Annotated in this window: 23 protein-coding genes; 10 read left to right on the forward strand and 13 right to left on the reverse strand. The window is 71.0% G+C overall.

Annotation, left to right across the window (positions count from 1 at the left end; all coding sequences use genetic code 11):
- Positions 1–59: 59 nt before the first annotated feature.
- Positions 60–503 carry an SCO4983 family protein gene (locus tag OHS82_RS16575; protein WP_057584472.1) on the forward strand — a complete coding sequence of 148 codons (444 nt, stop codon included), beginning with the start codon at positions 60–62 and terminating at the stop codon, positions 501–503.
- A gap of 346 nt (positions 504–849) precedes the next feature.
- Complete coding sequence (locus tag OHS82_RS16580; RefSeq protein WP_057584473.1) at positions 850–2,124, forward strand: glycosyltransferase; 1,275 nt, start codon at positions 850–852, stop codon at positions 2,122–2,124.
- Between the two features lie 77 nt (positions 2,125–2,201).
- On the opposite strand, the gene rfbD is transcribed toward OHS82_RS16580, so the two are convergent.
- From rfbD to OHS82_RS16610, 6 genes are all read right to left on the reverse strand, one after another.
- Positions 2,202–3,110: a dTDP-4-dehydrorhamnose reductase gene (gene rfbD / locus OHS82_RS16585; protein WP_057584474.1), complete on the reverse strand. Its 909-nt coding sequence runs from the start codon at positions 3,108–3,110 to the stop codon at positions 2,202–2,204.
- Complete coding sequence (gene rfbB / locus OHS82_RS16590) at positions 3,107–4,081, reverse strand: dTDP-glucose 4,6-dehydratase (protein ID WP_057584475.1); 975 nt, start codon at positions 4,079–4,081, stop codon at positions 3,107–3,109. The genes rfbD and rfbB overlap by 4 nt, the downstream gene beginning before the upstream one ends.
- A gap of 165 nt (positions 4,082–4,246) precedes the next feature.
- On the reverse strand, positions 4,247–5,311 hold the full coding sequence (locus tag OHS82_RS16595; protein WP_328434087.1) for a hypothetical protein: 1,065 nt from the start codon (positions 5,309–5,311) through the stop codon (positions 4,247–4,249).
- Between the two features lie 251 nt (positions 5,312–5,562).
- The gene (locus OHS82_RS16600; protein WP_057584476.1) at positions 5,563–6,162 is read right to left on the reverse strand and encodes a dTDP-4-dehydrorhamnose 3,5-epimerase family protein; all 600 of its coding nucleotides are present in this window, start codon (positions 6,160–6,162) and stop codon (positions 5,563–5,565) included.
- Positions 6,159–7,106, reverse strand: coding sequence for a glucose-1-phosphate thymidylyltransferase RfbA (gene rfbA, locus OHS82_RS16605; RefSeq protein WP_079041632.1), 948 nt, complete (start codon positions 7,104–7,106; stop codon positions 6,159–6,161). Before rfbA ends, OHS82_RS16600 begins: the two co-directional genes overlap by 4 nt.
- 174 nt (positions 7,107–7,280) lie before the next feature.
- On the reverse strand, positions 7,281–9,104 hold the full coding sequence (locus OHS82_RS16610; RefSeq protein ID WP_057584477.1) for a phosphoenolpyruvate carboxykinase (GTP): 1,824 nt from the start codon (positions 9,102–9,104) through the stop codon (positions 7,281–7,283).
- Positions 9,105–9,419: 315 nt separating this feature from the next.
- Between OHS82_RS16610 and trhA the strand changes: the two genes are divergently transcribed.
- Together trhA and OHS82_RS16620 are read left to right on the forward strand one after the other, a co-directional pair.
- The gene (trhA, locus tag OHS82_RS16615; RefSeq protein WP_057584478.1) at positions 9,420–10,133 is read left to right on the forward strand and encodes a PAQR family membrane homeostasis protein TrhA; all 714 of its coding nucleotides are present in this window, start codon (positions 9,420–9,422) and stop codon (positions 10,131–10,133) included.
- Between the two features lie 186 nt (positions 10,134–10,319).
- Positions 10,320–11,045 carry a Mut7-C RNAse domain-containing protein gene (locus OHS82_RS16620; protein WP_328434088.1) on the forward strand — a complete coding sequence of 242 codons (726 nt, stop codon included), beginning with the start codon at positions 10,320–10,322 and terminating at the stop codon, positions 11,043–11,045.
- 85 nt (positions 11,046–11,130) lie between these two features.
- Here the strand turns inward: OHS82_RS16620 and OHS82_RS16625 are convergent, their stop codons facing one another.
- Both OHS82_RS16625 and OHS82_RS16630 read right to left on the reverse strand, forming a co-directional pair.
- A complete protein-coding gene (locus tag OHS82_RS16625) occupies positions 11,131–13,182 on the reverse strand; it encodes a thioredoxin domain-containing protein (RefSeq protein ID WP_057584480.1) in 2,052 nt (683 codons plus the stop codon).
- 30 nt (positions 13,183–13,212) lie between these two features.
- Positions 13,213–13,773, reverse strand: a complete 561-nt coding sequence (locus OHS82_RS16630) for a hypothetical protein (protein WP_057584481.1) — start codon at positions 13,771–13,773, stop codon at positions 13,213–13,215.
- Between the two features lie 291 nt (positions 13,774–14,064).
- Between OHS82_RS16630 and OHS82_RS16635 the strand changes: the two genes are divergently transcribed.
- The 4 genes from OHS82_RS16635 (at position 14,065) to OHS82_RS16650 (ending at position 20,976) form a co-directional block, all read left to right on the forward strand.
- Positions 14,065–17,271, forward strand: a complete 3,207-nt coding sequence (locus OHS82_RS16635) for a tetratricopeptide repeat protein (RefSeq protein ID WP_057584482.1) — start codon at positions 14,065–14,067, stop codon at positions 17,269–17,271.
- A gap of 90 nt (positions 17,272–17,361) precedes the next feature.
- Positions 17,362–18,711, forward strand: a complete 1,350-nt coding sequence (locus OHS82_RS16640; RefSeq protein WP_063894348.1) for a hypothetical protein — start codon at positions 17,362–17,364, stop codon at positions 18,709–18,711.
- 4 nt (positions 18,712–18,715) lie between these two features.
- Entirely contained in the window at positions 18,716–20,008 is a 1,293-nt protein-coding gene (locus OHS82_RS16645) for a CHAT domain-containing protein (protein ID WP_057584483.1), read from the forward strand.
- Positions 20,008–20,976: an alpha/beta hydrolase gene (locus OHS82_RS16650; RefSeq protein WP_057584484.1), complete on the forward strand. Its 969-nt coding sequence runs from the start codon at positions 20,008–20,010 to the stop codon at positions 20,974–20,976. The genes OHS82_RS16645 and OHS82_RS16650 overlap by 1 nt, the downstream gene beginning before the upstream one ends.
- A 49-nt stretch (positions 20,977–21,025) precedes the next feature.
- Here OHS82_RS16650 and OHS82_RS16655 read toward each other — a convergent pair whose 3' ends face one another.
- Both OHS82_RS16655 and mca read right to left on the reverse strand, forming a co-directional pair.
- Entirely contained in the window at positions 21,026–21,280 is a 255-nt protein-coding gene (locus tag OHS82_RS16655; protein ID WP_079041633.1) for a hypothetical protein, read from the reverse strand.
- Complete coding sequence (gene mca, locus OHS82_RS16660; RefSeq protein WP_057584486.1) at positions 21,273–22,133, reverse strand: mycothiol conjugate amidase Mca; 861 nt, start codon at positions 22,131–22,133, stop codon at positions 21,273–21,275. Before mca ends, OHS82_RS16655 begins: the two co-directional genes overlap by 8 nt.
- 125 nt (positions 22,134–22,258) lie before the next feature.
- On the opposite strand from mca, the gene OHS82_RS16665 reads away from it, so the two are divergent.
- Together OHS82_RS16665 and greA are read left to right on the forward strand one after the other, a co-directional pair.
- The gene (locus tag OHS82_RS16665) at positions 22,259–22,660 is read left to right on the forward strand and encodes a DUF4307 domain-containing protein (RefSeq protein ID WP_057584487.1); all 402 of its coding nucleotides are present in this window, start codon (positions 22,259–22,261) and stop codon (positions 22,658–22,660) included.
- Between the two features lie 190 nt (positions 22,661–22,850).
- Positions 22,851–23,351 (forward strand): transcription elongation factor GreA, encoded by a 501-nt coding sequence (gene greA, locus OHS82_RS16670; RefSeq protein ID WP_266724089.1) that lies wholly within the window; start codon positions 22,851–22,853, stop codon positions 23,349–23,351.
- Positions 23,352–23,541: 190 nt separating this feature from the next.
- Here the strand turns inward: greA and OHS82_RS16675 are convergent, their stop codons facing one another.
- From OHS82_RS16675 to ilvA, 3 genes are all read right to left on the reverse strand, one after another.
- Complete coding sequence (locus tag OHS82_RS16675) at positions 23,542–24,405, reverse strand: ABC transporter permease (protein WP_328434090.1); 864 nt, start codon at positions 24,403–24,405, stop codon at positions 23,542–23,544.
- Positions 24,402–25,397, reverse strand: a complete 996-nt coding sequence (locus OHS82_RS16680; protein WP_057584490.1) for an ATP-binding cassette domain-containing protein — start codon at positions 25,395–25,397, stop codon at positions 24,402–24,404. The genes OHS82_RS16675 and OHS82_RS16680 overlap by 4 nt, the downstream gene beginning before the upstream one ends.
- Positions 25,398–25,723: 326 nt before the next feature.
- Positions 25,724–26,953 carry a threonine ammonia-lyase gene (gene ilvA, locus OHS82_RS16685; protein ID WP_057584491.1) on the reverse strand — a complete coding sequence of 410 codons (1,230 nt, stop codon included), beginning with the start codon at positions 26,951–26,953 and terminating at the stop codon, positions 25,724–25,726.
- Position 26,954 lies beyond the last annotated feature (1 nt).

Genomic DNA, 26,954 nt, shown 5'->3' on the forward strand with positions numbered 1-26,954 from the left:
TCAACTTTAGACGAAATCTAAGCTAGGATGGTTTCCTGACAGCACGGGAGGCCATCCTCATGTACGAGCCGATCCACGCAGCTTCTTCCCGTAGGTCCGTCCACACCACGATGGCCGGCACGCCCTCGGACTTCCCCCACCGCTCCCGCGAGGAGGAGCTGGACATCCAGCTCGCAGGTCATCTCGCGGCGCTGCTCGCCGTCACCGACGAGCTGCGCGCCACGGCGCCGTCCGCCGACCTGGACGCCGCCGCCACCCGGCTCGCGCAGCAGGTGACCCGGCTGCACGGCGGGCGGACGCGAGTCCGCTCCGACGTCTCCCCCGCTCCGGCCGCCGGGCCGCGCCTCGTGGCACTGCACGACCGGGCCCACGCCCTCGCGGGCCGGGCCCTCCTCGTCGCCGCGTCCCGCGCGGACACCGCCGTGGCGATCCTGGCGGCCCAGCGCATGGACGCGCACGCCGCCGGCCAGGCGGAGCAGCAGGAGCTGAGCGCCGCCGGCTGACCCCCTTCCCCGGGGGGCTCCCCCATCGGGGACCTCGAACGGCCCCGGTCCGCGTGCACCCGCAGCGACGCGCGGACCGGGCGCCATGAACGCGTCACGCCCACGAACGCGTCACGCCCACGAACGCGTCACGCCCACCCGACGGACGCCGCCTCCCGCGACGCCCCGCCGCGGTCCGCCCATTCGGGTGATCTGTACACCACAAGCGCCTGCCGGACTGCGGCGTCCTCGCGGCGGGCTCGTAACGTCGGCGCACATGACGGTGGTCGACTCCGGCACGTCGGCACGCCCGCGGTCCGCTCGCAGTCGGCCTCCCCCGACCATCGAGCCGAGCAGGGAGCACCAGATGACGTCGACCGCCACCCCGAGGTTCTCCGTCTTCACCCCCAGCCACCGAACCCGATTCCTCGACGAGTGCCTGGCGACCCTGCAGGCGCAGACCTGTCCGGACTGGGAGTGGATCGTCCTGCTCAACAACGGCGCCCGCTGGCGGCCGGAGCGCCCCGACGACCGGGTCCGGATCGAGATCGCGGACCACGTCACCGGCGTCGGAGCGGCGAAGCGCAGGGCCTGTGAACTGGCCCGCGGCGAGATCCTGGTGGAACTCGACCATGACGACCTGCTGGCGAAGGCGTGCCTGGCGGAGCTCGGCAAGGCCTTCGACGAGCACCCCGACGCCGTCTTCGTGTACAGCAACACCGCGCAGATCACCGAGGACGGGAAACGGGACGACAGCCGTTTCAACGAGTCGCACGGCTGGCACTACGAGGACGTGCGCGTCGACGGCCGCAACCTGCTGCAGGTCAGGGCGATGGCGCCGACCCCGCACAACATCGCGTACATCTGGTACGCGCCCAACCACGTGCGGGCGTTCCGCAGGGACGCCTATGTGACGGCCGGCGGGTACGACGCCTCCCGCTCGGTCCTGGACGACCAGGACCTGATGTGCCGTCTGTTCCACGTCGGCGACTTCCACCACATCCCCCGCTGTCTGTACCTGCAGCGGATGCACCCGGCGAACACCCAGCGCGACCCGGAGACCAACGCGCACATCCAGAGCGAGACGGTCGCCCTGTACGACAAGTACATCGAGGCCAACGCCCTCGCCTGGACGTACCGCAGGGGACTGCTCGCGCTCGACCTCGGAGCGGCGCACCGCAAGCCGCCCGGTTACCTGGGCGTGGACCAGTACCCGGGCGAGGGCGTCGACATCGTCGCGACCCTGCCCGGCAGGCTGGACCTGCCCGACGACTCCGTCGGTCTGATGCGGGCCGTGGACTTCCTGGAGCACGTGCCGGCGAAGATTCCCCTGATCAACGAGCTGTACCGGCTGTTGGCGCCCGGTGGCATGCTCCTCAGCACGACCCCCAGCTCCGACGGCCGTGGCGCGTACCAGGACCCGACCCACGTCGCGTACTACAACGAGAACTCCTTCTGGTACTACACGGACGACCAGTACCGCGCCTTCGTGCCCGAGATCGAGGCCAGGTTCCAGAGTTCCCGGCTGACGACCTGTTTCCCGTCCCAGTGGCACTCCGAGAAGAACATCTCCTACGTGATCGCCAACCTCATCTCGGTGAAGGACGGCGCCGAGCGGTGCGGCGGCCCGCTGCTGGTGTAGGTCCTGCGCGGCCTCGGGCCGCCGCGCGCGAGACGCCCCGCGGGACGCACGGGTCCCGCGGGGCGTCTCGCGTCGGTTCAGGGCCGTCGCGTCGTGCGGGCCGCGGCGGCCAGTGCGGCGAAGGCGGGCAGCCTCACGGCCGAGGCCAACTGGTCGTCCCACGGGGGAAGGGGCGCCAGACCGGCCCGCAGCCAGCCGCCGTGGCCGAGCACGCCGAACGCCGGGCGCGCGGCCGGCCGGGGGAACTTCTCCGAGCCGACGGGGCGGATCCGCTCGGGATCGAGACCGCTGAGCCGGAACGCGTCGCGCGCCAGGCCGCACCAGGTGGTGCGGCCCGCCGACGTGCCGTGGTAGATGCCCGCCGGGGCCCGGCCCGTGAGCGCGGCGCGCCCGAGGGCGGCCAACTGCCGGGCGAGCGCCCGGGTCCAGGTCGGCTGACCGTGTTGGTCGGCGACCACGTCCAGGGTCTCGCGGCGGGCGGCGAGTCCGAGCACGGTGGCCACGAAGTTGGGACCGTGCTCGCCGTAGAGCCAGGCGGTGCGGACGACGTAGCCGGTGTCCGGCAGCAGCTCGACGACGGCCCGCTCGCCCGCCAGTTTGCTCCGCCCGTACGCGTTGACGGGGCCCGTCGGCGCGTCCTCGGGGTAGGGGCCGCGGGCGTCGCCCGGGAAGACGTAGTCGGTCGACAGGTGCAGCAGGATGGCGCCGCCGTCCGCGCAGGCGCCGGCCAGGTGGCGGACGCCCGTGCCGTTCACGGCGGTGGCGGCCGCCTCGGACCGCTCGGCGCCGTCGACGTCCGTCCAGGCGGCGCAGTTCACGACCACGGCGTGGCCGGGGACGGCCGCACGCACGGCGTCCGGGTCGGTGATGTCGAGCCGGTCGCGGCCGAGGCCCGTCACCACGGCGTCCGGATCGGCGGCGAGCTCGGCCAGCACGTCCCGGCCGAGGAGCCCGTGGGCGCCGGTGACCAGCCACCTCGTGGTCATCGCGGTGCGGCCCTCTCCTTCAGCGGCTCCCACCACGAGCGGTGGGCGCGGTACCAGGCGACCGTGTCCGCCAGCCCCTCCGTCAAGGGCGTCTGCGGGGCGTAGCCGAGTTCTTCGCGGATCCTGCTGTCGTCCAGCGAGTAGCGCAGATCGTGCCCCTTGCGGTCGGGTACGTGCTCGACCCGGTCCCAGTCCGCGCCGAGGGCGTCCAGCAGCAGACCCGTGAGCTTGTGGTTGCTCAGCTCGACGCCTCCGCCGATGTGGTAGACCTCCCCCGCCCGGCCGCCGCGCAGGACCAGGTCGATGCCCCGGCAGTGGTCGGAGACGTGCAGCCAGTCGCGGACGTTGCGGCCGTCCCCGTACAGGGGGACCGGCTTCCCGTCGAGCAGGTGGGTGACGAAGAGCGGAACGACCTTCTCGGGGAACTGGTACGGCCCGTAGTTGTTGGTGCAGCGGGTGACCACGACGTCCAGTCCGTGGGTGCGGTGGTGGGCGAGGGCCAGCAGGTCCGCGCCGGCCTTCGAGGCGGAGTACGGGGAGTTCGGGGCCAGAGGATGGCTCTCGGTCCACGACCCTTCGCCGATCGAGCCGTACACCTCGTCCGTGGACACCTGGACGAAGCGGCCGACGCCGTGCCGGAGCGCCGCGTCGAGCAGCACCTGTGTGCCCAGCACATTGGTGCGGACGAACGGACCGGCCCCCTCGATCGACCGGTCGACGTGCGACTCGGCGGCGAAGTGCACCACCGCGTCCTGACCCGCCATCACCTGGTCGACCACGTCCGGGTCGCAGATGTCGCCCCGCACGAAGGCGTAGCCGGGGGCTTTCGCCACCGACGCCAGATTCGCCTCGACCCCTGAGTAGGTGAGCTTGTCGAGGACGGTGACGCGTGCCGCGGGATCCGCTCTCAACCGCTGCCGGACGTATTCGGAACCGATGAATCCGGCACCGCCGGTCACCAGGACGCGCATGGCTCTCCGAGTTCTCTCGCTGCCCGGTGCTCGGCACCGGGTCGGCCGGTCGGACGGGTCTTCGTGCGGCGGCGCCCTCCGAAGCCGAAGCCTCGAAGGGCGCGCCGCGCAGGTCCGTTGAGACGGGCGGTGCGGTACCGGTAGCGCACCGCCGCTCACGGAGATCTACGGTGCTACGTCGGCGCAGACCACGAAGACCTGGATGGGGTTGTTGCCGGTGACGCCGGCCTGCCATCCCGTGGGGGGCGACGTGGTCGTGCCGCCGGTCGGGGAGTTGTCCCGAAGGCTGCCGAGGCCGGGCAGCACCACTCCGCCGCCGGTGGCCACGTCACCGAGATCGCAGACGACGGTCGCTGCCGTTCCGCCCTGGGTTCCCGGGTTCGTCACGGTCTTGACGTACAGGTTGCTGCCGACGCCGCCCTGGGCGCCCTGGTTGCCCTGGAACCCCTGGTTGCCCTGGAACCCCTGGGTACCCTGCGTGCCGTCAGCACCGGGGTCACCCTGGAAACCCTGATTGCCCTGGAAACCCTGGTTGCCCTGGAACCCCTGGTTGCCCTGGAACCCCTGGGTACCCTGCGTGCCGTCAGCACCGGCGTCGCCCTGGAAACCCTGATTGCCCTGGAAACCCTGATTGCCCTGGAACCCCTGGGTACCCTGCGTGCCGTCAGCACCGGCGTCGCCCTGGAAACCCTGATTGCCCTGGACGCCCTGGGTACCCTGCGTGCCCTGGAACCCCTGGGTGCCCTGCGCGCCGTCGGCTCCGTCGGCGCCGTCAGCACCGTCGGCTCCCTGGAAGCCCTGCGGTCCTTGCGGGCCCTGCGGGCCGGGCTTCCCGGGCTTCCCGGGCTTGCCCGGCTTACCCGGCTTACCCGGCTTACCGGGCTTGCCCTCATGGCCCTGGGGGCCGCGCGGCCCCCTGGGGCCGGCGTGGTCACGGCCGCTGTGGTGCTTGTCCTTGTCCTTGTCCTTGTCTGCGACGGACCTCGTGGCACGGTCGGGCACCACCGCCGCCTGGCCCTCGGCGCCGGCCCTGCGGATCGCGTCGGCGATGGCCACGGAGGGGTGCTCGATCGGGCGCAGCCGCACCACGGATCTGTCGGCGTCGGGCCGGCTCGCCGCGTCGGCGACGGCCACGGCGCTCGGGACGACGCTGAGCGCCACGGCGACCGCGCCCGCCGAGACGAGCGTGGCGGATTTCAGGCGCGAGATTCGGATCGTTCTACGGTTCAAGTGAACCTTCCTCACGATGGGGAGGGGATCAGACAGCAAGCGCGCACTGAGTGAGTTCCATGCCGCTCGCATGCCACTTCACCTACGGTCACGAACAACGAGCACATTCTTCACCTTTTGTGAAAGAATTATGAATGATCGTCCGATATTGTGGCTTCAGATCACCCGGACGGCACCCATGCCTTCGCCGCTGCCTCACCATTCCGCCGAAAGGGTGGAATTCACCGAACGACAGCGCCACGGCAGCCTTGCTAAGCGTCGCTGCCGAGAATTCCGCGAAACGCGAGGCAGTCCTCGAACGACGGCAGCAGACCCTGCCGCTCCGCCTGCTCCAGCGTGGGCGCGGCCGCGTCCTTGTCCGAAAGGAGCGGCACGAGATCGTCGGGCCAGGCGATGGCCAGTGCCGGGTCCAGCGGATGGATTCCGAACTCTCGCCTCGGCGCATATCCCCGCGAACACAGATAGACGACGGTGGAGTCGTCCTCCAGCGCCATGAAGGCGTGCCCCAGCCCTTCCGAGAGATAGACGCAGCGGTGCGTCGTGTCGTCGAGCCGGACCGCCTCCCACGTCCCGAAGCCCGGGGAGCCGACGCGGATGTCGACCACCACGTCGAGGACGGCGCCGCTGACACAGGTGACGTACTTCGCCTGCCCCGGCGGGACCGCCGCGCAGTGGATGCCGCGAAGCGTCCCGCGCACGGAGCGGGAGCAGTTGGCCTGCTCGAGCCGGAGCCCCTGGCCGACGACGTCCTGGAACACGCCGGCCTGGAACCACTCGTGGAACCGGCCCCGGTCGTCCGTGAACACCGTCGGCGTGTCCACCCACGCCCCTTCGATGCCGAGCGGTCTCACGCGACCGCCTCCTTCCGGCCGCTCAGCCCGTTCGCGTCACACAGGGGACGTCCGCCCGGCGCAGGCGTGACGACGTGCCGGGAGTCCTCCAGCAGGCCCAGCAGATACTGGCCGTATCCGCTCTTCAGGAGCGGCCGGGCCAGCTCGCGGAGCCGGTCGTCGTCGACCAGGCCGGCCCGCCAGACCGCCTCCTCGAGACAGCCGATCTTGAATCCCTGACGCTCCTCGATCACCCGGACGAACTCCGAGGCCTGGACCATGGAGCTGAAGGTCCCGGTGTCGAGCCACGCCGTGCCCCGGTCGAGCCGGGTGACCTGCAGCGCCCCGGCCTCCAGATAGACGCGGTTGAGGTCGGTGATCTCCAACTCGCCGCGGGCGCTGGGCCGCAGGCCACGGGCGATGTCCACGGCACGGTTGTCGTAGAAGTACAGTCCGGGCACGGCGTACCGGGATCTCGGCCGGGCCGGCTTCTCCTCGATGGACACCGCCCTGCCCGTTTCGTCGAACTCCACGACGCCGTACGCCGAGGGGTCGGCGACCTGGTAGGCGAATACCCGGCCGCCCTCCAGATCGCCGTGCAGGGCCAGCCGGGTACCGAGGCCGCTTCCATGGAAGATGTTGTCGCCCAGAATCAGAGCGACGGATTGTTCGCCGATGAAGTCGGCCCCGAGCAGGAAAGCCTGGGCGATGCCTTCCGGGCGTTTCTGTTCCGTGTATTGCAGCCGCAGACCCAGTTCACTGCCGTCGCCGAGCAACCTGCTGAACTGACCCTGGTCTTCGGGAGTGGTGATGACGAGAATGTCCTGGACGCCTGCCATGACGAGCGTGGAAAGCGGATAGTAAATCATCGGTTTGTCGAAGACCGGCAGCAGTTGCTTCGACACCGAGCGGGTCAACGGCCAAAGTCGCGAGCCGGTGCCTCCGGCCAACAGGATTCCGCGCACGGCATCACCATAGGCCGACCGGACAGGAATACCGGGGGAGAAACACCACCCCACGACACCACACCCCCACGACAGACGCAGGACTGTCGTGGGGGTGTCCGGTGCAGCACCGCGGCCGGTCGTGACGATCGCTGGTCAGGGCATCCCCAAACCGGCCGCGGAGTCGTCGGCGGGTCAGCCCAGGCGCTTCACCAGCGCGCGGTACTCGTCCCACAGTTCCTTCGGGGTGTGGTCGCCGAAGGTGTTGAGGTGCTCGGGGACCAGGGCGGCCTCCTCGCGCCAGATCTCCTTGTCGACGGTGAGCAGGAAGTCGAGGTCCTCGTCGTCGAGTTCGAGGCCCTTGGTGTCGAGGGCCTCCTTCGTCGGCAGGATGCCGATCGGGGTCTCGACGCCCTCGGCGTGGCCGTCCAGACGCTCCACGATCCACTTCAGGACGCGGCTGTTCTCACCGAAGCCGGGCCAGACGAACTGGCCCTCGTCGTTCTTGCGGAACCAGTTGACGTAGTAGATCTTCGGGAGTTTCGCCTGGTCCTTGCCCTTGGCGACGTCGACCCAGTGGCCCATGTAGTCGCCCATGTTGTAGCCGCAGAACGGGAGCATGGCGAACGGGTCCCGGCGCAGCTCGCCGACCTTGCCCTCGGCGGCGGCGGTCTTCTCGCTCGCCACGTTCGCGCCGAGGAAGACACCGTGGTTCCAGTCGAAGGACTCGGTCACCAGCGGGACCGCGCTCGCGCGGCGGCCGCCGAAGAGGATCGCCGAGATCGGCACGCCCCTCGGGTCCTCCCACTCGGGCGCGATGATCGGGCACTGCGCGGCGGGCGTGGTGAAACGGGCGTTGGGGTGGGCGGCCGGGACGCCGGACTGCGGGGTCCAGTCGTTGCCCTTCCAGTCGGTGAGGTGCTCCGGGGTCTCCTCCGTCATCCCCTCCCACCAGACGTCGCCGTCCTCGGTGAGGGCGACGTTGGTGAAGACCGAGTTGCCCCACAGCGTCTTCATCGCGTTGGCGTTGGTGTGCTCGCCGGTGCCGGGCGCGACGCCGAAGAAGCCGGCCTCGGGGTTGATGGCGTACAGCCGGCCGTCCTCGCCGAAGCGCATCCAGGCGATGTCGTCGCCGATCGTCTCGACCGTCCAGCCGGAGACGGTGGGCTCCAGCATGGCGAGGTTGGTCTTGCCGCAGGCGCTCGGGAAGGCGGCGGCGACGTACTTGGACTCGCCCCGCGGCGGGGTGAGCTTGAGGATCAGCATGTGCTCGGCCAGCCAGCCCTCGTCGCGGGCCATGACGGAGGCGATGCGCAGGGCGTAGCACTTCTTGCCGAGCAGCGCGTTGCCGCCGTAGCCGGAGCCGTAGGACCAGATCTCGCGACTCTCGGGGAAGTGCGAGATGTACTTGGTCGAGTTGCAGGGCCACGGCACGTCGGCCTCGCCCTCGGCCAGCGGCGCTCCGAGCGTGTGCACGGCACGCACGAAGAAGCCGTCGGAGCCGAGCTCGTCCAGGACCGGCTGCCCCATGCGGGTCATGGTGCGCATGGACACGGCGACGTAGGCGGAGTCGGTGATCTCCACGCCGATCGCGGACAGCGGCGAGCCGAGCGGGCCCATGCAGAAGGGGACGACGTACATCGTGCGGCCGCGCATCGAGCCGCGGAACAGGCCCTTCTCACCGGAGAAGATCTCCCGCATCTCCGCGGGGGCCTTCCAGTGGTTCGTGGGCCCCGCGTCCTCCTCCTTCTCGGAGCAGATGAAGGTGCGGTCCTCGACCCGGGCGACGTCGGTCGGGTCGGAGGCCGCGTAGTAGGAGTTGGGGCGCTTGACCGGGTCGAGTTTGCGGAACGTGCCCCGCTCGACGAGCTCCTCGCACAGTCGCTCGTACTCGGCCTCGGATCCGTCACACCAGACCACGTTGTCCGGCTGCGTCAGTTCGGCGATCTCGTTCACCCAGGAGACGAGTTCCTGGTGCTGGGTGGGAATGACGGGGGAAGCCGCGATGTCGCGCGCCACGATTGCTCCTAAAAGAGGGATTTTTTGTTGGAGGCCCCGTGGGGGCTGCGACCCGGATGCTTCACGGTGATGAACCCTGGCGCTCATCCGGTGTCGACCGCACTCATTTGATCATCCGACTGTGATGCCCATATGTCCAGAGGGCCTCACAGGTGAGCGGAGTGAGGATGGCCACGTGTACCGACGTCACTTTGCGTTCCCATGACGTTCACGCGGTCGGCCGTTGACCCGGACCCCGTGAGACGATGACCACTCTTCGCCGCCGGGCATGTCGTACTGACGCGTAACTTACGGTTGCGTAGGTACGATCCCCCCATGACTGCGCCCGTCCCCGACGCGCCCACGGACTCGCCGGCCGCCGGCACCACACCCGTCGCGCACTCCCTGTCGGAAGAGATCAAGCCCAAGCTCCGCGGCTGGCTGCACCTCGGCATGTTCCCGGCAGCCCTCGTCTCCGGACTGATCCTCACCGCCCTCGCGGACTCCACCCGCGGCCGCGTCGCCTGCGGAATCTTCGCCCTGACGGCCTGCCTGCTGTTCGGGGTCAGCGCCCTCTACCACCGCGGCGACTGGAGCCCGCGGATGGACGGCGTCCTGCGCAGACTCGACCACGCGAACATCTTCCTGATCATCGCGGGCACCTACACGCCGCTCACGCTGCTGCTCCTGCCCGGGAGCAAGGGGCGGTGGCTGCTGTGGAGCATCTGGGCCGCGGCGCTCGCCGGGATCGCCTTCCGGGTCTTCTGGGTCGGCGCTCCCCGCTGGCTCTACACCCCCTGCTACATCGCGATGGGCTGGGCGGCCGTGTTCTTCCTGCCCGACTTCATGCGCACGGGCGGCATCGCGGTCCTGGTCCTGGTCGTCGTCGGCGGACTCCTCTACAGCGCGGGCGGCGTGATCTACGGCATCAAGCGCCCCAACCCGTCACCGCGCTGGTTCGGCTTCCACGAGGTGTTCCACTCCCTCACCCTCGCCGCCTTCGTCGTGCACTACGTCGGCATCTCCCTGGTGGCGTACCAGCACGGCTGACCGCTCCCGCGCACCCTCTTCCGGCCATGGCGTCCCCGCCATGGCCGTTTTTCCTGCCCCTTAACACGTCGACACGGTCCGGAACACAGCCGGGAGCAGGCTCCGGGCGGATCTCCCCGCCGGGAGCAGGCTCCGGGCAGGGAAATCCCCTGAGCCACCGCCCTTCCCCCATGCCATCCTGACCCGGTGAACGCACCCGAGATCCGCGTCGAAGTCGCCCCCGAGCTGGCCCTGTTCGTCCCGCACGCCCGGCGTGCCGGCGCCACCGCACTCGCCGTCGACGGCGTGTCGACGCTCGGCCATGTCGTCGAGTCCCTCGGGGTGCCCCTCACCGAGGTCGGCGCCCTCGTCGTCGACGGCCGTGAGGCGCCGGTCTCGCACATCCCCGCCGACGGCGAGTCCGTGACCGTCCGCCCGGTCAGCCGCCCCCAGCGCGTCCCCGGCGCCCCGCTGCGGTTCCTCCTGGACGTCCACCTCGGCACCCTGGCCCGCCGGATGCGTCTGCTCGGCGTGGACACGGCGTACGAGTCGACCGACATCGGCGACCCGGCGCTCGCCGCCCGCTCGGCCGCCGAACGGCGCGTCATGCTCAGCCGCGACCGGGGCCTGCTGCGCCGGCGCGAACTGTGGGCGGGCGGCTACGTGTACAGCACCGACCCCGCCGAGCAACTGCGCGACGTCCTCGACCGGTTCGCGCCCGCACTGCGTCCCTGGACCAGGTGCACCGCCTGCAACGGCGAACTGCGCCAGGCCACCAAGGACGAGGTCGCCGACCAGCTCGAACACGGCACCCAGCAGAACTACGACGTCTTCGCCCAGTGCCGCTCCTGTGGACGCGCGTACTGGAAGGGCGCGCACCACGACCAGCTGGAGGCCATCGTGGAACGCGCCCTCGCCGAATTCCCCGGCTGACCCGCCGAGCCTCCCGGCGCGTCGAGCCTCCGGGCCCGCCGCCCTGCCGGTCCGCCGCCCTCCCGGGCAGCCGACCCGACGCCCTCTAACCCGCCGGCTGCTCCCGGCCGCCCAGCGCGATGCGCAGCTGCTCCGGGTCGGTGGTGGGCGCGTCGCAGGTGAAGTCGCGGCAGACGTACGCGGTCGGTGCGCCGCCGCGCAGCGGCCGGTCGGCCAGCAGCGGGAACTCGTCGCCGCCGGGGACGCCGAAGGCGACGACCGCGCCCGGGGCGTTGCCCAGCAGCGCCGTGCGGTGCAGGGCCTTCGACGCCGAGTCGTCCGTGGCGGGGCCGACGACGGCGACCTCGCGCGGGCCGTCGAGCAGCGCCTCGGCGACGGCCAGCCCCCACCCGATGAACCGGGGAACCCGCGGCCCGAGCGCCTTCACCACGCCCGAAGCCCGCTCCGCGGCCGTGCGGTGCGGCTCGGAACCGGTGTGGGCCGCGTACCCCAGCAGCGCACCGGCCGCCGCCGTCCAGCCCGAGGGCACGGCGTTGTCGGTCGGGTCCTGCGGACGCCGGATGAGCCGCTCGGCGTCGGCGGCGGTGTCGAACAGCGCGCCGGACTCCGGGTCGGCGAACCGGGCGAGGACATGGTCGAGCAGGAACCCGGCGAACTCCAGCCAGACGCCCTCCCCGGTGACCGAGGCCAGCGCGAGGAACCCCTCGGCCACGTCTGCATAGTCCTCCAGGACGCCCGCGTTGGCCCCGACCTGACCGTCCTTGCTGGTCCGCGACAGTCGCGCCTGGTCGTCCAGGTGCAGCCGGACGAGGAGGTCGGCGGCGGCGACGGCCGCGTCCACCAGGTCCGGACGGTCGAAGTAGGCGCCGGTCTCGGCGAGCGCGGCGATCGCGAGCCCGTTCCACGCGGCGACGACCTTGTCGTCCCGGCCGGGCGCCGGGCGCAGCGCGCGCGCACGCAGCAGCCGCTCCTTGACGCCCGCGATCCTGACGGCGTCGAACACGCCCTCCTGTTGCGGCAGTTGCAGGACGGAGGCGCCCTGCTCGAAGGTGCCCTCCTCGGTCACGCCGAAACAGCGTGCCGCGAGTTCGGCGTCCTCGGGGCCGAGCGCCGCCTCGAGCTGAGCGGGCGTCCACACGTAGTACGCGCCCTCGACGTGGTTGCCTTCGCCGTCGTCGCTGTCGGCGTCGAGCGCCGAGGCGAACCCGCCCTCGGCGGTGCGCAGTTCGCGCACCATGAAGTCGGCGGTCTCCAGCGCGACCCGGCGGGCCAGTTCGCTCCCGGTGGCCCGCCAGAGGTGGGCGTAGACGCGGCACAGCAGGGCGTTGTCGTACAGCATCTTCTCGAAGTGGGGCACCACCCAGTCACGGTCGACGGAGTACCGGGCGAACCCGCCGCCGAGCTGGTCGTAGATCCCGCCGCGCGCCATCCGCTCGCAGGTGTCCTGCGCCATCTGGAGGGCGCCCTCGGCGCCGGTCCGCGCGGCGTGCCGCAGCAGGAACTCGAGCACCATCGACGGCGGGAACTTCGGCGCGCCGCCGAAACCGCCGCGCTGCGCGTCGTACTCCCGGGTCAGCCCGAGCAGCGCCTGCGACAGCTCCTGCTCCCCGGGGGCGCGGCTGTCCCCGTAGGAGATCTCCCGTCCGGCCAGGTCCCGCACGATCTTCCCGGCGACCTCGGCCACCTCGTCGCGCCGCTCCGTCCACGCCTGGTGCACCCCCTCCAGCACCTGCCGGAAGGAGGGCATGCCGTGCCGGGGCGCGGGCGGGAAGTACGTGCCGAAGTAGAACGGCTCGGCGTCGGGCGTCAGGAACACGGTCATCGGCCACCCGCCCTGCCCGGTGGCCGCCTGCACGGCTTCCATGTAGACGGCGTCGACGTCCGGACGCTCCTCCCGGTCGACCTTGATGTTGACGAAGTGGTCGTTGAGGCGGTCGGCGGTCTCCTGGTCCTCGAAGGACTCGTGCGCCATCACATGGCACCAGTGGCAGCTGCTGTATCCCACGCTCAGCAGCACCGGCACGCCGCGCCTGCGCGCCTCTTCGAAGGCCTCCGCCGACCAGGGCCACCAGTCGACGGGGTTGTCGGCGTGCTGGAGCAGGTACGGGGACGTCTCATGGGCCAGTCGGTTCGCCATGACGCCCATCCTGCCGCAGGTCCCGGCCGGTCAGGCGGCAGGCATGTCCCAGACGGTGACGTTGAGCCTGCCCTGGCCGGTGCTCGGCGCGGTGACGACGCGCAGGTAGGCGACGTGCCCCTGGTCGGTCAGCAGGCAGAAGCGGTCGCCCCGCTTCACGTCGGCCGTGTACGTGCCGTTGCGGTCCACGCTCTCGGCGCACTCCCCGGCGCTCGGGGCGGGACCGGTGGCGGGCAGCGGGGCCAGGCTGGAGGCGGACTCCGGCACGAACAGCGTCGGGTCGCCGATGGACGCCCCGAAGATCACGTCCGCGCCCTTGACGGAGCTGCCCGACACGACCGGACGGGACGTGTCCAGCTCGATGTAGGACCCGGAGTCGGTCACGTCGGCCGCCAGGTCAGCGGGGCCGTACCGCACCTGCGCCGCCCCGGCGCCCGTCCCTGCGCCCGGCGTGGCGGACGCCGGTGGCTGCGCCGGAGCGGAGGACGACGTCGAGGCGGGCGGCCGCCCGTCGGTGGCAGGCGCCGCCTTGCCGTCGCCGTCCGAGGAGCCCGGCCGGCTCACCAGCACCGTGATGAGAATGCCCACCACGGGAATGACGATCCCGACGACCCACCAGGCCCACCGCGGCTGTTGGGGCGTCTGAGGCGGCTGGGGATGCGGCGGCTGGGGCGGATAGGGCTGGTGGGGTCCCTGCGGCGGGCCCGCCGGCCCCCCGTTGTACGCGCTCATGCAACTTCCCCCGTCGTCCTCATCGGTCTCTGCGATCACGATAGTGGCGGGGACGCCCCGTGCCGCAACGCCTTCTGCCCCCTCGCGCCGCGGAGCCGCCCGCCGCACACTTGACCGAGCACAACTGGTGCCGCCGGAGGGGGACGGGACATGCGGGACGGCCATAGGGCGGAAGCCGAGCGGTTGTTGGCGCGGGCCGTGGAGGAAGAGGTACGGCGGTCCGGCGGGCGTACCGACCGGCAGGCGCTGCTGACGCGGGCGCGGGGCGCGCTGGACGCGATGGCGCAGACCGCCGCCGAGGAGTACGAGGCGTACGCCCGCGCCCTGGAGGAGTCGGAGTCCGCCCGGATCAGTTTCGGACAGCGCTACGCGCGTGAGGGCGGCCGGACTCCGCTGCTGGTGGCGGGCGTCGCCGCCCTCACGACGGCGGTCGCCGACCTCGCGCTGGGCACGGGCCCGGGCACGGCGCTCGGCGCCGGGGTGACCGTCGGGGTCGTCGGGGCGGCGGCGACGGTCGTGAAGGTGGCGGGGTCGCATCTGCCGGCCGCGCACCACCGGGCCGGCGCGGCCGGACAGCCGGGCGGAGCCGAGCAGTTGAGGTTGCAGTGGCTCACGGCGCTGGAGGTGCGCGGCATCCGGCCGTTCCTGGACCAGCAGCGCGTGCTGAGCGCGACGACCGGTCCGAAGAAGGCGACGGGACCGCAGCTGCGCGGCGCGGACAAGAGCGCGGCGGCACGCGGGCGGACGGTGCTGCAGCAGTCGTTCGCTCAACTTCCCCAGCCGGTCGGTCCGTTCGCCGGCCGACGCACGGAACTCGCGCAGATCCGGCAGTGGGTGCAGGCGGCTCGGGCCAGCACGCAGACCCGTCCCACCGTGGTCGTGCTGCACGGCGCCCCCGGCAGCGGCCGTACCGCGCTCGCGGTGCGCGCCGCGCACGATCTGCGGGACCAGTTCCGCGGCGCCTGCGTGGTGGATCTGCGCGGCGACAGCACGGGCGAGGCCCCGCTGCCCACCCGGGACGCCCTGCTGCATCTGCTGAACCGGCTGGGCGCGCCCCGCGAGCAGCTTCTCTTCCGTGAGCGTTCCTCGGCGGAACAGCAGCTGAAGCGGCTGGGCGAGCTGTACCACCAGCACCTGACGGGCCTGCCGGTGACGGTGATCCTGGACGACGCCTCGGATGCCGGGCAGGTCCGCGCACTCGTCCCGGAACGCTCCGACAGTCTGGTCCTCGTGACGGCCCGGACGGCGCTCGCCCTGCCGGCCGAACTGTCGGCGTGGGTGCACGAGCTGGCGGTCCGTCCGCTGACGGCCGCGGGCGCGGAGGAGCTGCTGGGCGCGACGGCACAGGACGCCTCGGGTCCGTACGACGCCGAGGCCGCGGACCGGATCACCGAATTGTGCGGCGGGCTGCCGCTCGCCCTGCGGGTCGCGGGCTCCTCACTGGGCCCGCGCTCGCCGCGCGCCCTCGCGGCGGATCTCGCGGCGTACGGCCCGGTGGAGCCGGTGGAGCGCGCGCTGTGGCTGCGCTACACCGACCAGCCGGAGACGACCCGCCGGCTGCTGCGCCGGCTGGCGCTCGCCGGACGGGCCTCGCTGGGTACGGCCGCGGCCGCCGCGCTGCTCGCGACGGACCGCCCGGAGGCGTCCCGTCTCCTCGCGGCCCTCGCCGACGCGGGTCTCGTCGACCGGGTCCGGGGCGACCGCTACCGTCTGCACGACCTGGTCCGCGGTTTCGCGCAGGCCCGGCTGCTGGACGAGGAGGACCCCGGCGAGCGTTCGGCGGCGCAGGAGCGGCTGCTGGTCAGCTACGCGGAGCTGGCCGACTCCGTGCTGCGGCTGGTCGACGGCAACATGTCGACCCGCTCCGACCGTTTCACCCCGCACGGCTTCACCTCGCTGGACGAGGCGCTGCGCTGGCTGGACGACGAGTCGAGCTTCATCACGGCGACGCTGCGGCACACCGAGGGCGTCGACCAGAACGCGGTGATGAGTCTGCTGGGCGCGCTGTGCGACTACTGCCTGCTGCGCGGCGACCTCTACCGGCTCGGCGAGATCAGCGAGCTGGCACAGTCGGTCGGCCAGGATCTGCTGGTCAGGTCCGTGCAGTGGCGCACCGGCATCGCCGCCCGTCAGCTGGGCGAGCTCGACAAGGCGCGCACCACGCTCAGCTCGGTCGTCGACCTCTATCTGCAGGCCCACCACGACGCGGGCGCCGCACGGGCGCTGTGCTCACTGGGCATCACCCTGCACCACCAGGGCCAGCTCACGCAGGCGTCGGCGAAACTGCGGGAGGCGATGGCCCTGCAGGCGGCGCCCGAGCTGGCCACCGACCGCGCCTGGACGATGCACGCGCTGGCGGCGGTGGAGCGGGACCGGGCGCATCTCGCCGAGGCGCTGGACCTGCTGACCCGTTCGCTGCTGCTGCACCGCGAGGGCGGCTCCGTGCACGGTGAGGCGTGGGCGCACTTCCAGCTGGGGCAGCTGCATCTGCGGCGGGGCGATGTGCCGCAGGCCGAGTCCGAGCTGCGGCAGGCTCTTGACCTGTACGGCCGCACCCGCGACGCCCGCGGCGAGGCGTGGGCCATGACCCAGCTGGCGCGGGCCCGTCTCATCGACGGCGATCCGGGTCCGGCGGCGGAGGACCTGCGCCGGGCGTCGGCCCGGCACCGGGACAACGAGGACGCGCGCGGCGAGGCGTGGACGGTGTACTACCTGGGCCTGGCCCTGGAGGAGACGGGCGATCTGCACCACGCGGTGCGCGAACTGGAACGCTCCCGCACCCTCTTCTCCCGCATGCGGGACGTCTACGGGCTGGCCTGCGCCCGGCACCACTCGGCCCGGGTGACCCGGGACCAGCGTGCCGCCCAGACCGGCTCGCTGCGCAACTCGGGCTTCGCCCGGCAGCTCCTGGTCGACGCCCGCGCCGACTTCCAGCGCATCGGCGTCGCCCACGGCGAGGCCTGGACGTGCCTCGAGCTGGCGATCGTGGACGCGGGCAACGCCCGAACCCAGGCGGCCCTCGCGCTGTGCGAGGAGGCGGCGGCCCTGTTCACGTCCTACGGCGACCTGCGCGGCGAGGACTGGGCCCGCTTCCTGCGCTGCACGCTCCTGCCGTACGCGGCGCCGGGCGGCGTGGAGGTGGGCGCCGCGGTGGCCCAGGAGGACCTGGCGGAGCTGCGGCGGGCGGAACACGCCTTGCGCGACACCAAGCTGGTCGAGTGCGTGGAGGCGTACGGCCTGTTGCTGGAAAGGGGGGTGCGGCTGGAAGCGGGGTGGCAGGCTTGGCGGTTGGGCCTGGTGCCGGACCGGCATGCGCGGGAGGTCATGGGAGTGGTGATCGCGGCTTCGCCTCGGTGAGAGGACTCGGTGAGCGATGTGAACGGACCCACGACAGAGGAAGCAGGAAGTGCGCGACGGCCTCACGAAGGACGCGCACTGCTACTCAGGATGATGGTGACGCTGTGGGTGGGGACGGGCGCGTTCCTCGTGACAAGCCACCTCCATCAGGGCTCGGGCCAGGCGTGGCCGTTGGCCTTGTCCGGCTTCCTCAGCGGTGGGGTGCTGATCCTGCAGTACCTCGTGGACTTCGAAAGGCGTCTGAGGGCCGCCGACCTGCTCCACGAGAGACGCATCCGCGAGGTGAGGGACAGTCTGTCGTCGCACCGGTCGGAGATGCGTGCGGCGGTCGACGAGGGCTTCGCCAGGATCAGCGACGCGACCGAACTGTTCAGCCAGGTGGACCGCTCGGTGTTGCGGTCCGACGGGGTGACCCGGCTGGCCCGCACGTACGCGCGGGTCGGCGAGCGAGGATCGGGGCTCGTCAACGTGTTCGCCGAAGAGGAGTTGGCCCGCCTCGCCTCTTTGATGGAAGACCTGAGTCACGGGTCCGCGGACCTGGCCGGCGAGAACCGTGAGTGGCTGGTCTCCCTCACGGAGTGCGCCTCGCGAACCATCCATGCCGTCAGCACGTCCATCGACCGGGACTTCTGGCTCGGCGAGGGGGCGAACCGCTACCTCAGGGCCCAGAAAGAGGCACTGGAGAGCCGGGGGGTGCGGATCCAGCATCTGTTCCTCGTGGGGAGAAGCGACGAGATCACCGATGACCTGACGCGACTGTGCGACGACGTGGGGGAGTTGGGCGTCGACGTCCGCATCGCCGCTCTTTCGGAGCTGCCGCCGCGGGCCCGGTTGGCTCCTGGTCACGACTTCGTCGTCTTCGACGAGGAGTTGTGCTACGAGATTCATCCGGGCCCGTCGGCTCACGCCAGGACCACCTTGAGGGCAGGACGCGAGGACGTCCAGGCACGGATCGCCGGCTTCACCGTGCTGTGGGAATCGGCCATGAAACGGCGACCGGCTCTTCCGCGCATCCCTCCTGCGCTGCCCGGCGGGGTGGCCTCGGATGTCTGCCGGCTCCGTCTGACCTTGCTCGACGAACACCCTGTCCCGCGCGCTCCGGCGAGGATCCGCCTGCGGGTCCAAGCAGGCCCCGGGCACCCGTGGTCGGCGCCGGACGCCCACCTGCCCCTGCTCGTCGTCACCGCGACGCCTCTCTCCGCGGCACGCATCCAGCCGGCTGCTGTCTCGACGCGGCCTTCTCGAGCGGGTGACGACAACACGGCCGAGTTCCTCTTCACTCCGGAGCTGGCAGGTGCACACCGGCTCCGCGTCACCGTCCACGACCAGGCGAGCGGCACCGTCCTCCAGCAGGTCGAGACGACGGTGCACGTCGCCTCCGCACCGGGTGGGCTTGCACCGGCTCTCGCCCCCCTCAACCCGCGCGCGCAAGGGGATTGACCGCATGGGCCGCGATCTCGACGTACACATCGTGCAGAACCCCAGCCACGACTTCACGCGCTCGCCCATGCCGACCGCGCTGCACCCCGACCTGGTCGTGGCTCTCAACCGGTACGACGGCGACCGGATCTTCATCCGTCTGTACGGCACCGCCGTACCACCTTCCCGGCACGGCGATCCCTGCGCAGTGCTGAACACGAGGCCTGCGGCGGTGCGGGCGTTGGCCTCACGTCTGCGTCAGCGCTGGAAAGCCGAGTTCGTCGACGCCCGGTCGTCAGCCGAGGACATGACACTCACCGCGGACCGTCACGAGTTCCCATACGCCACGCAGGTCGACCTCTCGGGTGAACCGGAGGAGGAGCTGGGCCCAGTGCTCGACGAGCTCGCCGTGCACGGCGCCTACCTGCTCTTCGGTGCGCTCCTCGAGGGCGGCGAACCACCTGTCACACGGGTGCGGCAGGTGTTGATCGACGTCTTGAGCCGCGAGAACCTGCGCATACGCTTCGACTCCGATGTGCTCTTCCTCCCCTGGTCCCTGCTCTGCCTGCCCGAAGGCGCGTCAGGGGGTGACGGACTCGACACTCATTTCGGACGTTTTCTGGGGCACCGCCATCAGATCGAGCAGACGGGCGGCTACTACCCGGATCTGCCCGACGCCCGGACTCCCGCGCCGCCCCTGACCTCTCCGAGCGTGAGTCTGAACCACGACACCGAGGTCGACGTCCTGGGCCTGACCAAAGCCGCGCAAGTCGCGGCCCTGCTGGCCAAGGACACATCGTTCCGCGAACGCCGCAGCCGTCAGGCCCTGGTGGACGACATCGCCGCAGGACGGCTGAACGAGCAATTCATGTACTTCTGGTGCCATGGTCTTTTCCGTACAGATGGGGCCGACTCGCCGTTCCTCGTGGTGCGGTTGAGCGACGGCCGGGACATCGACGCGCAGACCGTGCTGGCGCGTTGCGGGGCAGATTCGGGCACCGTGCTGCGCCGCCATCCCCTCGTGCTGCTCAATGCCTGCTACGCAGGCATGCCCGGCAGCGCCGATCTGGCGCATCTGGGCGGGGCACTCATCCGGGTCGGCGCCGCCGGGGTCCTTGGACCTCAGATCGAGATGCCCCAGATCTTCGCGGCCGAGTACGCGCTCACCTACGTGGAACGGTATCTGGGTGGGCATCAGACCGCTGGCGCGATCGCCCACGACCTGGCCCGGCATTTCGCAGGCGTCCACCGAAACCCGCTGGCCCTCGCCTACACCCTGCACGGTGGGATGGACAGTCGTCTGGAGCGTGTTCCGTGATGCCCGTGGTGATCGATCTCGACGTCTCCGGTCGCGTGGTCCAGGAGACGCCCACCGGCCTGCGACCGGTCCCGCCGCACCGTCTGGACGATCACTTCGCCGCCCTGCTGACCCCTCCCGCCTGGGCGACGGACCTACTGGTCTACGTCCACGGCTGGCAGACCAAGCCGGAGTCCGCGCTCACCTCCGTCCAGCGCCTGCTCGCCCTGACAGCTGACCAGCACGAGTCCGGCCGGTACGGGAAGTTGAGGCCCTGGCATCCCTGGACGGTCCTGATCCGCTGGCCGTCGCGTTCACTGCCGTCTCTCGGCGGATACCGCCGGATCCGCGATCGGGCCCACGACATGGGCACGAGGGGACAGGCAGCCCGCATCATCGGCCGGCTCCTCGGCTATCTGCACGCACACCGGGCGGACCCCGCCGCCCCGCCCGTACTCGCCGGCCCGCGCGGCCAGTACCTGCACCTGATCGGTCATTCTTTCGGCTGCCGGTTCCTGTGCGAAGCGGTGCAGTGGGCCGCGGGCGAACAGCCGCTCACGCTGGGCTGGAGCACACCGTGGCCGCGCGGCCGGCCGTTCACCGTGGATTCGATGCTGCTGCTTCAGATGGCGGCGCCACGCGACGCGTTCTCCGTCACCTTCACCGCGCTCGGGAAGGCACCCCTGCGCGGGCCGGTCGTCGCGACCTACTCGCAGCATGACCGGGCCACGGGCTTCTGGCACCTGCGAGCCGAACGGCGCGTGGGCATCGGATACGCCGGCATCGGCACGGCACCGGCGCCGGTGTCGACGATCGTCATGCGGACGGCGGACGAGCCGTACCCCCTCGAGACCCTCGACCACCGTTTCGTCAGCGTGGATGCAAGCAGCGTGTTCACGCAGGGAAACGGCCCGGCGGGCGCCCACTCCGATCATTTGCGGCCGGAGTCGGCGCACCTCCTGCTGTCGCTGGCCGAGCACTCCCGGTAGTCGCCAGGCATCGGATCGCCCCTCTTGCCTCGCGAAGAGAGAGCCGAGCTCAGCTCTTCGCGGCCGAGGCCTCCCCGCCGGCATTTTCGCCGGAGGTCTGCTCGGCGCCGCCCGCGCTCTCCTTGAAGTCGACCTTGCCCATGTGCTTGCTCATGGACCGCATCAGGCCCCACACCGCGACCGCCATCGCCGCGAAGACGATGAAGCCGAGGACGCCGGGGGTGACCTTGTTCTCGTCGACCTCCTTGGCGAGGGGGACGAGATGCGTCATTGCCAGGCTCACGCTTGCGCTCATGTCAGGCATTGTCGCGGATGCCCGCGAAGAGGTCGTCCTCGGGGATGGCGGTGTCGACGCGCGACTTCGCGAGCTCGTACTCCTCCGTGGGCCACACCTCCCGCTGGATCTCCATGGGCACGCGGAACCAGCCGCCGTCGGGGTCGATCTGGGTGGCGTGGGCGATCAGCGCCTTGTCGCGGATCTCGTAGAAGTCGTCGCAGGGGATGTGCGTGGTGAGCGTGCGCTCCCGCTGCCCGAACTCCTCCCAGCGCTTGAGCCACTCCCCGTAGGGGGACTCCAGGCCGCGGTCGAGCATCGCCTGGTGCAGCGCCATGGTGCGCGGACGGTTGAAGCCCTGGTTGTAGTAGAGCTTCAGCGGCCGGTAGGCCGCGCCGAACTCGCTCTCGGGGTACTTCTCGGTGTCGTCCGCGCCCTCGAACGCCACCATGGAGATCTTGTGGGTCATGATGTGGTCGGGGTGCGGGTAGCCGCCGTTCTCGTCGTAGGTGGTGATCACCTGGGGACGGAAGGTGCGGATCTGCTTCACCAGCTCGCCGGCCGCCTTGTCGACGTCCTCCAGGGCGAAGCAGCCCTCGGGGAGCGGCGGCAGCGGGTCGCCCTCGGGCAGGCCGGAGTCGACGAAGCCCAGCCACTCCTGCCGGACGCCGAGGATCTCGCGGGCCTCGTCCATCTCCTTCTTGCGCACCTCGTGGATGTGCTCCTCGATGTACGTGTCGCCCTGCAGCTTGGGGTTGAGGATGGAGCCGCGCTCCCCGCCCGTGCAGGTCACGACCAGCACGTCCACCCCCTCGGACACGTACTTCGCCATGGTGGCCGCGCCCTTGCTCGACTCGTCGTCGGGGTGGGCGTGCACGGCCATCAGTCGCAGCTGGTCAGTCAAGACTCAATCCTCGGTAAGTCGGCGCCCGGTGTGCACCGGCGCGATCGCAGGCTTCTATAGTGACCGAATCGGGGGGCGAATAATTCCGCGCCGAGAGGACGATCATGAGCACTGCCGGCACGCGGCTTCCGGAGGGCCGGTACGGCCGTTCCTCGGACGAGCGCGCCGACCGCAAGCTCAAGATCGCCGGTGCGGTGCTGGGCGCCCTGCTGCTGGCCCTGATGGGCTACTTCGCCTATCACTACGTCGGCCAGAACAAGATCAGCGCCGAGGTGATCGCCTTCGAGGCGACCTCGGACTCCGCGGTGCGGGTGCACCTGGAGGTCCGCAAGGACTCGGGGACGAGCGGCTACTGCACGGTGCGCTCGCAGGCCGCCGACGGCGCCGAGGTGGGCCGGGCGGACTTCCGGTTCTCCGGCTCGGACACGCGCATCGACAAGGTGGTCACCCTGCGTACGACCGCGACGGGCACGACGGCGGAGCTGCTCGGCTGTCACGCCGACTGACCCGGAAGCCCCCACGCGAGTGGCACCCACGGCAATACACATTCGTTGACCTGCGCCGACGCAATTCTGGTGGCTTATGTCCTCCCCCTTCGGCCACTGAATTGTTAGGCTCGTGGTTTCGCCCATCACCTGAGGAACATGCTTCTGGGTGGGCGATGCTTTGACTTCCCAGTACCGACGAGGAGCACCTGTGACCCAGACCAGCGAGTCCGTCACCTGGCTGACCCAGGAGGCGTACAACAAGCTCAAGGTCGAGCTTGAGTACCTTACTGGTCCTGCGCGCACGGAGATCGCCGCCAAGATCGCGGCCGCGCGCGAGGAGGGGGACCTCCGCGAGAACGGTGGGTACCACGCGGCCAAGGAGGAGCAGGGCAAGCAGGAGCTCCGTGTGCGCCAGCTGACCCAGCTCCTGGAGAACGCCAAGGTGGGCGAGACCCCCACCTCCACCGACGGCACGGTGGCGCCCGGCATGGTCGTGACCATCGCCTTCGACGGCGACGAGGACGACACCATGACCTTCCTGCTCGCCTCGCGCGAGTACGCGAGCTCCGACATCGAGACCTACTCGCCGCAGTCCCCGCTGGGCACCGGCGTGATCGGTCACAAGGTCGGCGAGGAGGCGGAGTACGAGCTGCCCAACGGCAAGAAGGCCTCCGTGCGCATCCTCAAGGCCGAGCCCTACAGCGGCTGACCCCTTTCGCGGACCTTCCCCTCCCGGACGTATCGTCCCGGACCCTGCGTCCCGGATCTTTCCGGACGAGCCCCCGGCGCCCCGTGCCGCCGGGGGCTTCGTCGTCCCCGCGTCCGTCCGCCGCGGCCGGCACTCACGGCCGTCGGCCGTCACCGCCGGCCGCCACGCGGTGACCGTCAGGCGGTGGCCGTCATGCGGTGGCCGAGCGGTACTTGCGCACGGCCAGCGTTCTGAACAGCACGATGATCAGGACCGAGTAGATCAGCGAGGCCCAGACCGGGTGCTCCATCGGCCAGGCGTCGGACTGCGACTGGCCCGGGTTGGCGAACAGCACCCGGCACGCCTGGACGGTGGCGCTGAACGGGTTCCACTCGGCGACATGACGCAGCCAGGGCGTCATGTTGCTGGTGTCCACGAACGCGTTGGAGATGAAGGTCACCGGGAAGAGCCAGATCAGCCCGCCGGACGTGGCCGCCTCGGGGGTGCGCACGCTCAGGCCGATCAGGGCGCCGATCCAGGTGAACGCGTAGCCGAGCAGAAGCAGCAGCCCGAAGGCCGCCAGGACCCGGGCGGCGTTGGTGTCCCCGTCGGAACCGACCCGCCAGCCCACCAGGAGGGCGACCAACGCCAGCACCAGCAGGGTGAGCGCGGTCTGCACGAGGTCGGCGAGGGTGCGGCCGGTGAGGACCGCGCCGCGCGCCATGGGCAGGGACCGGAAGCGGTCGATGAGGCCCTTGTGCATGTCGTCGGCGATGCCGGCGCCGGCGCCCGCGGTGGCGAAGGTGACGGTCTGCGCGAAGATGCCCGCCATGAGGAAGTTCTTGTAGGCGGTGGCGCTGATGCTGTCGCCGATCCGCATGGAGCCGCCGAACACGTAGGTGAACAGCACCACGAACATGATGGGCTGGATGAGCCCGAAAATGATCATTTCCGGGATGCGGGACATCCGGATCAAGTTGCGCTTCGCAACGACCAGTGAGTCGCGGACGGACTGGCCCAGCGGATGGGCGGGCTTGGGCGCCGCGCCGCGCACGGCGTCGGTGACGGCACTCATTTGACGGTCTCCCTCTTGCTCGGTCCGTTGTCGTCGTCGGTCGCCGCCCGCTCCTCGGCCACGTGCCCGGTCAGGGACAGGAAGACGTCGTCGAGGGTGGGGCGGCGCAGGCCGATGTCGTCGATCTCGATGCCGCGGGTGTCGAGCTCGCGGATCACCTCGGCGAGGAGCTTGGCGCCGCCGGTCACGGGCACGGTGAGTTTGCGGGTGTGCTGTTCGACGGTGGTGTCGCCCTTGCCGAAGCCGGTCAGCACCTCCTGCGCCACGGCGATGTGTGCGCGGTCGTGCACGACGACCTCCACGCGCTCCCCGCCGGTGCGGGCCTTGAGTTCGTCGGAGGTGCCGCGGGCGATGACACGACCGTGGTCGACGACCGCGATGTCGTGCGCGAGGTGGTCGGCCTCTTCCAGGTACTGAGTGGTCAGCAGCAGGGTCGTGCCGCCGGAGACGAGACGCTTGATGACCTCCCACAGCAGCTGCCGGTTGCGGGGATCGAGGCCGGTCGTCGGCTCGTCCATGAACATCACGGGCGGCGAGACCACCAGTGCCGCGGCCAGGTCGAGGCGGCGGCGCATGCCTCCGGAGTAGGTCTTGGCCGTGCGGTCGGCGGCGTCCACGAGGTCGAACTGTTCGAGGAGCTCGGCGGCCCGGGCCTTCGCCGCACCGGCCCTCATCTGGTACAGCTGCCCGACCATCTGCAGGTTCTCGCGGCCGGTGAGGTACTCGTCGACCGCGGCGAACTGGCCGGACAGGCCGATCGAGCGGCGGACCTCGTTGGGCTGTCTGAGCACGTCGAGGCCGGCGACCACGGCCCGGCCGCTGTCGGGGCGCAGAAGGGTGGTCAGACAGCGGACCGTGGTGGTCTTGCCCGCGCCGTTCGGCCCGAGCAGGCCGAGTACGGTGCCTTCCGGGACGTCGAGGTCGACGCCGTCCAGAGCCTTTACGTCGCCGAAGGTCTTCACCAGGCCTTCGGCGTAGATGGCGCCTGGCATATGAGTCTCCACGTCGTTGGGGATACTTCGTGCGGGATTCTTCAGGTGGGCTTCTTCGAGCGGAATCCTTCGTGCGGGATTCTTCGAGGACCCCGGAACTGCGCCTTGCCTTTCGTCCTGCCGCGGGGAGCGGAGACGGGCGGCGTGACACCGACCATAACGCGATGTATCGCGTCTCACAACGGACTTTTCACGTATGGGTGATGAAGACCGCTGTGACCTGTGCCGACACCTCGCCGCGCCCGTCTTTGGACGCTCGCGGCGGGGGCCGGGAAGGCGACCACCGACGGCGCCCGGGGCGCCCCGGGCGGTCCTTTCCGGCGGCCTCAGTCGATGACGGTGTAGCCGGCCTCGCGCAGCGCTCGGCCGACCTCGGCGCAGTGCGCCGGCCCCTTCGTCTCCAGATGCAGTTCGACCTCCGCCTCGGTCAGCCCGAGCCGGGGATCTGTCCGCACATGACCCACGTCCAGCACATTGGCGTCGACCGCCGACAACGCCCCGAGCATCGTCGCGAGGGCGCCCGGCCGGTCCGTCAGCCGCAGACGAACGGCCAGGTAGCGGCCCTGCGCCGCCATCCCGTGCCGCAGCACCCGCTCCATCAGCACCGGATCGACGTTGCCGCCCGACAGCACCGCGACGACCGGCCCCTCGAAGGCGCCCGGATCACTCAGCAGCGCGGCCACCGGACTCGCCCCGGCCGGCTCGACGACCAGCTTGGCCCGCTCCAGGCACAGCAGCAGCGCGGTGGACAGCTCGCCCTCCGACACCGTGCGCACCTCGTCCACCAGATCGCCCACGATGCCGAACGGCACGTCGCCGGGCCGGCCGACCTTGATGCCGTCCGCCATCGTCGTGGGGTTGGCGATCGACACCGGGCGCCCGGCCGCGAGCGAGGCCGGGTAGGCCGCCGCGCCCGCCGCCTGCACGCCGACGATCCGCACGTCCGGCCGCAGCGCCTTCACGGCGACCGCGATGCCCGCCGCCAGGCCCCCGCCGCCGATCCCGACGACGATCGTGCGCACCTGCGGGCACTGCTCCAGGATCTCCAGGCCCACCGTGCCCTGCCCGGCGATGACGTCGGGGTGGTCGAAGGGGTGGATGAAGACCGCGCCCGTCCCGGCCGCGTACTCCTGCGCCGCCGCCAGCGTCTCGTCGACCACCTGGCCGTGCAGCCGCACCTCCGCGCCGTACTCCCGGGTCGCGCTGATCTTCGGCAGTGGCGCGCCCCGGGGCATGAACACCGTGGAGCGCACACCCAGCAGCGCCGACGCCAGCGCCACGCCCTGCGCGTGGTTGCCCGCGCTCGCCGCCACGACCCCGGCGGCCCGCTCCTCCGGCAGCAGCCCGGCGATCCGGACGTAGGCGCCGCGCAGCTTGAACGAACCCGTCCGCTGGAGGTTCTCGCACTTGAGGTGCACCGGCGCACCGACCAGCTGGGACAGGTGCCTGCTGCCCTCCATCGCGGTCGCCCGGGACACGCCCGACAGCATCTTCTGGGCGCCGCGCACATCGTCGAGGGTGACGGCGCGCAAGGAGTCAGCCGGGCTGTAGCTCATG

This window comes from Streptomyces sp. NBC_00425 (assembly GCF_036030735.1).
In the GTDB taxonomy this organism is placed as follows: Bacteria; Actinomycetota; Actinomycetes; order Streptomycetales; family Streptomycetaceae; genus Streptomyces.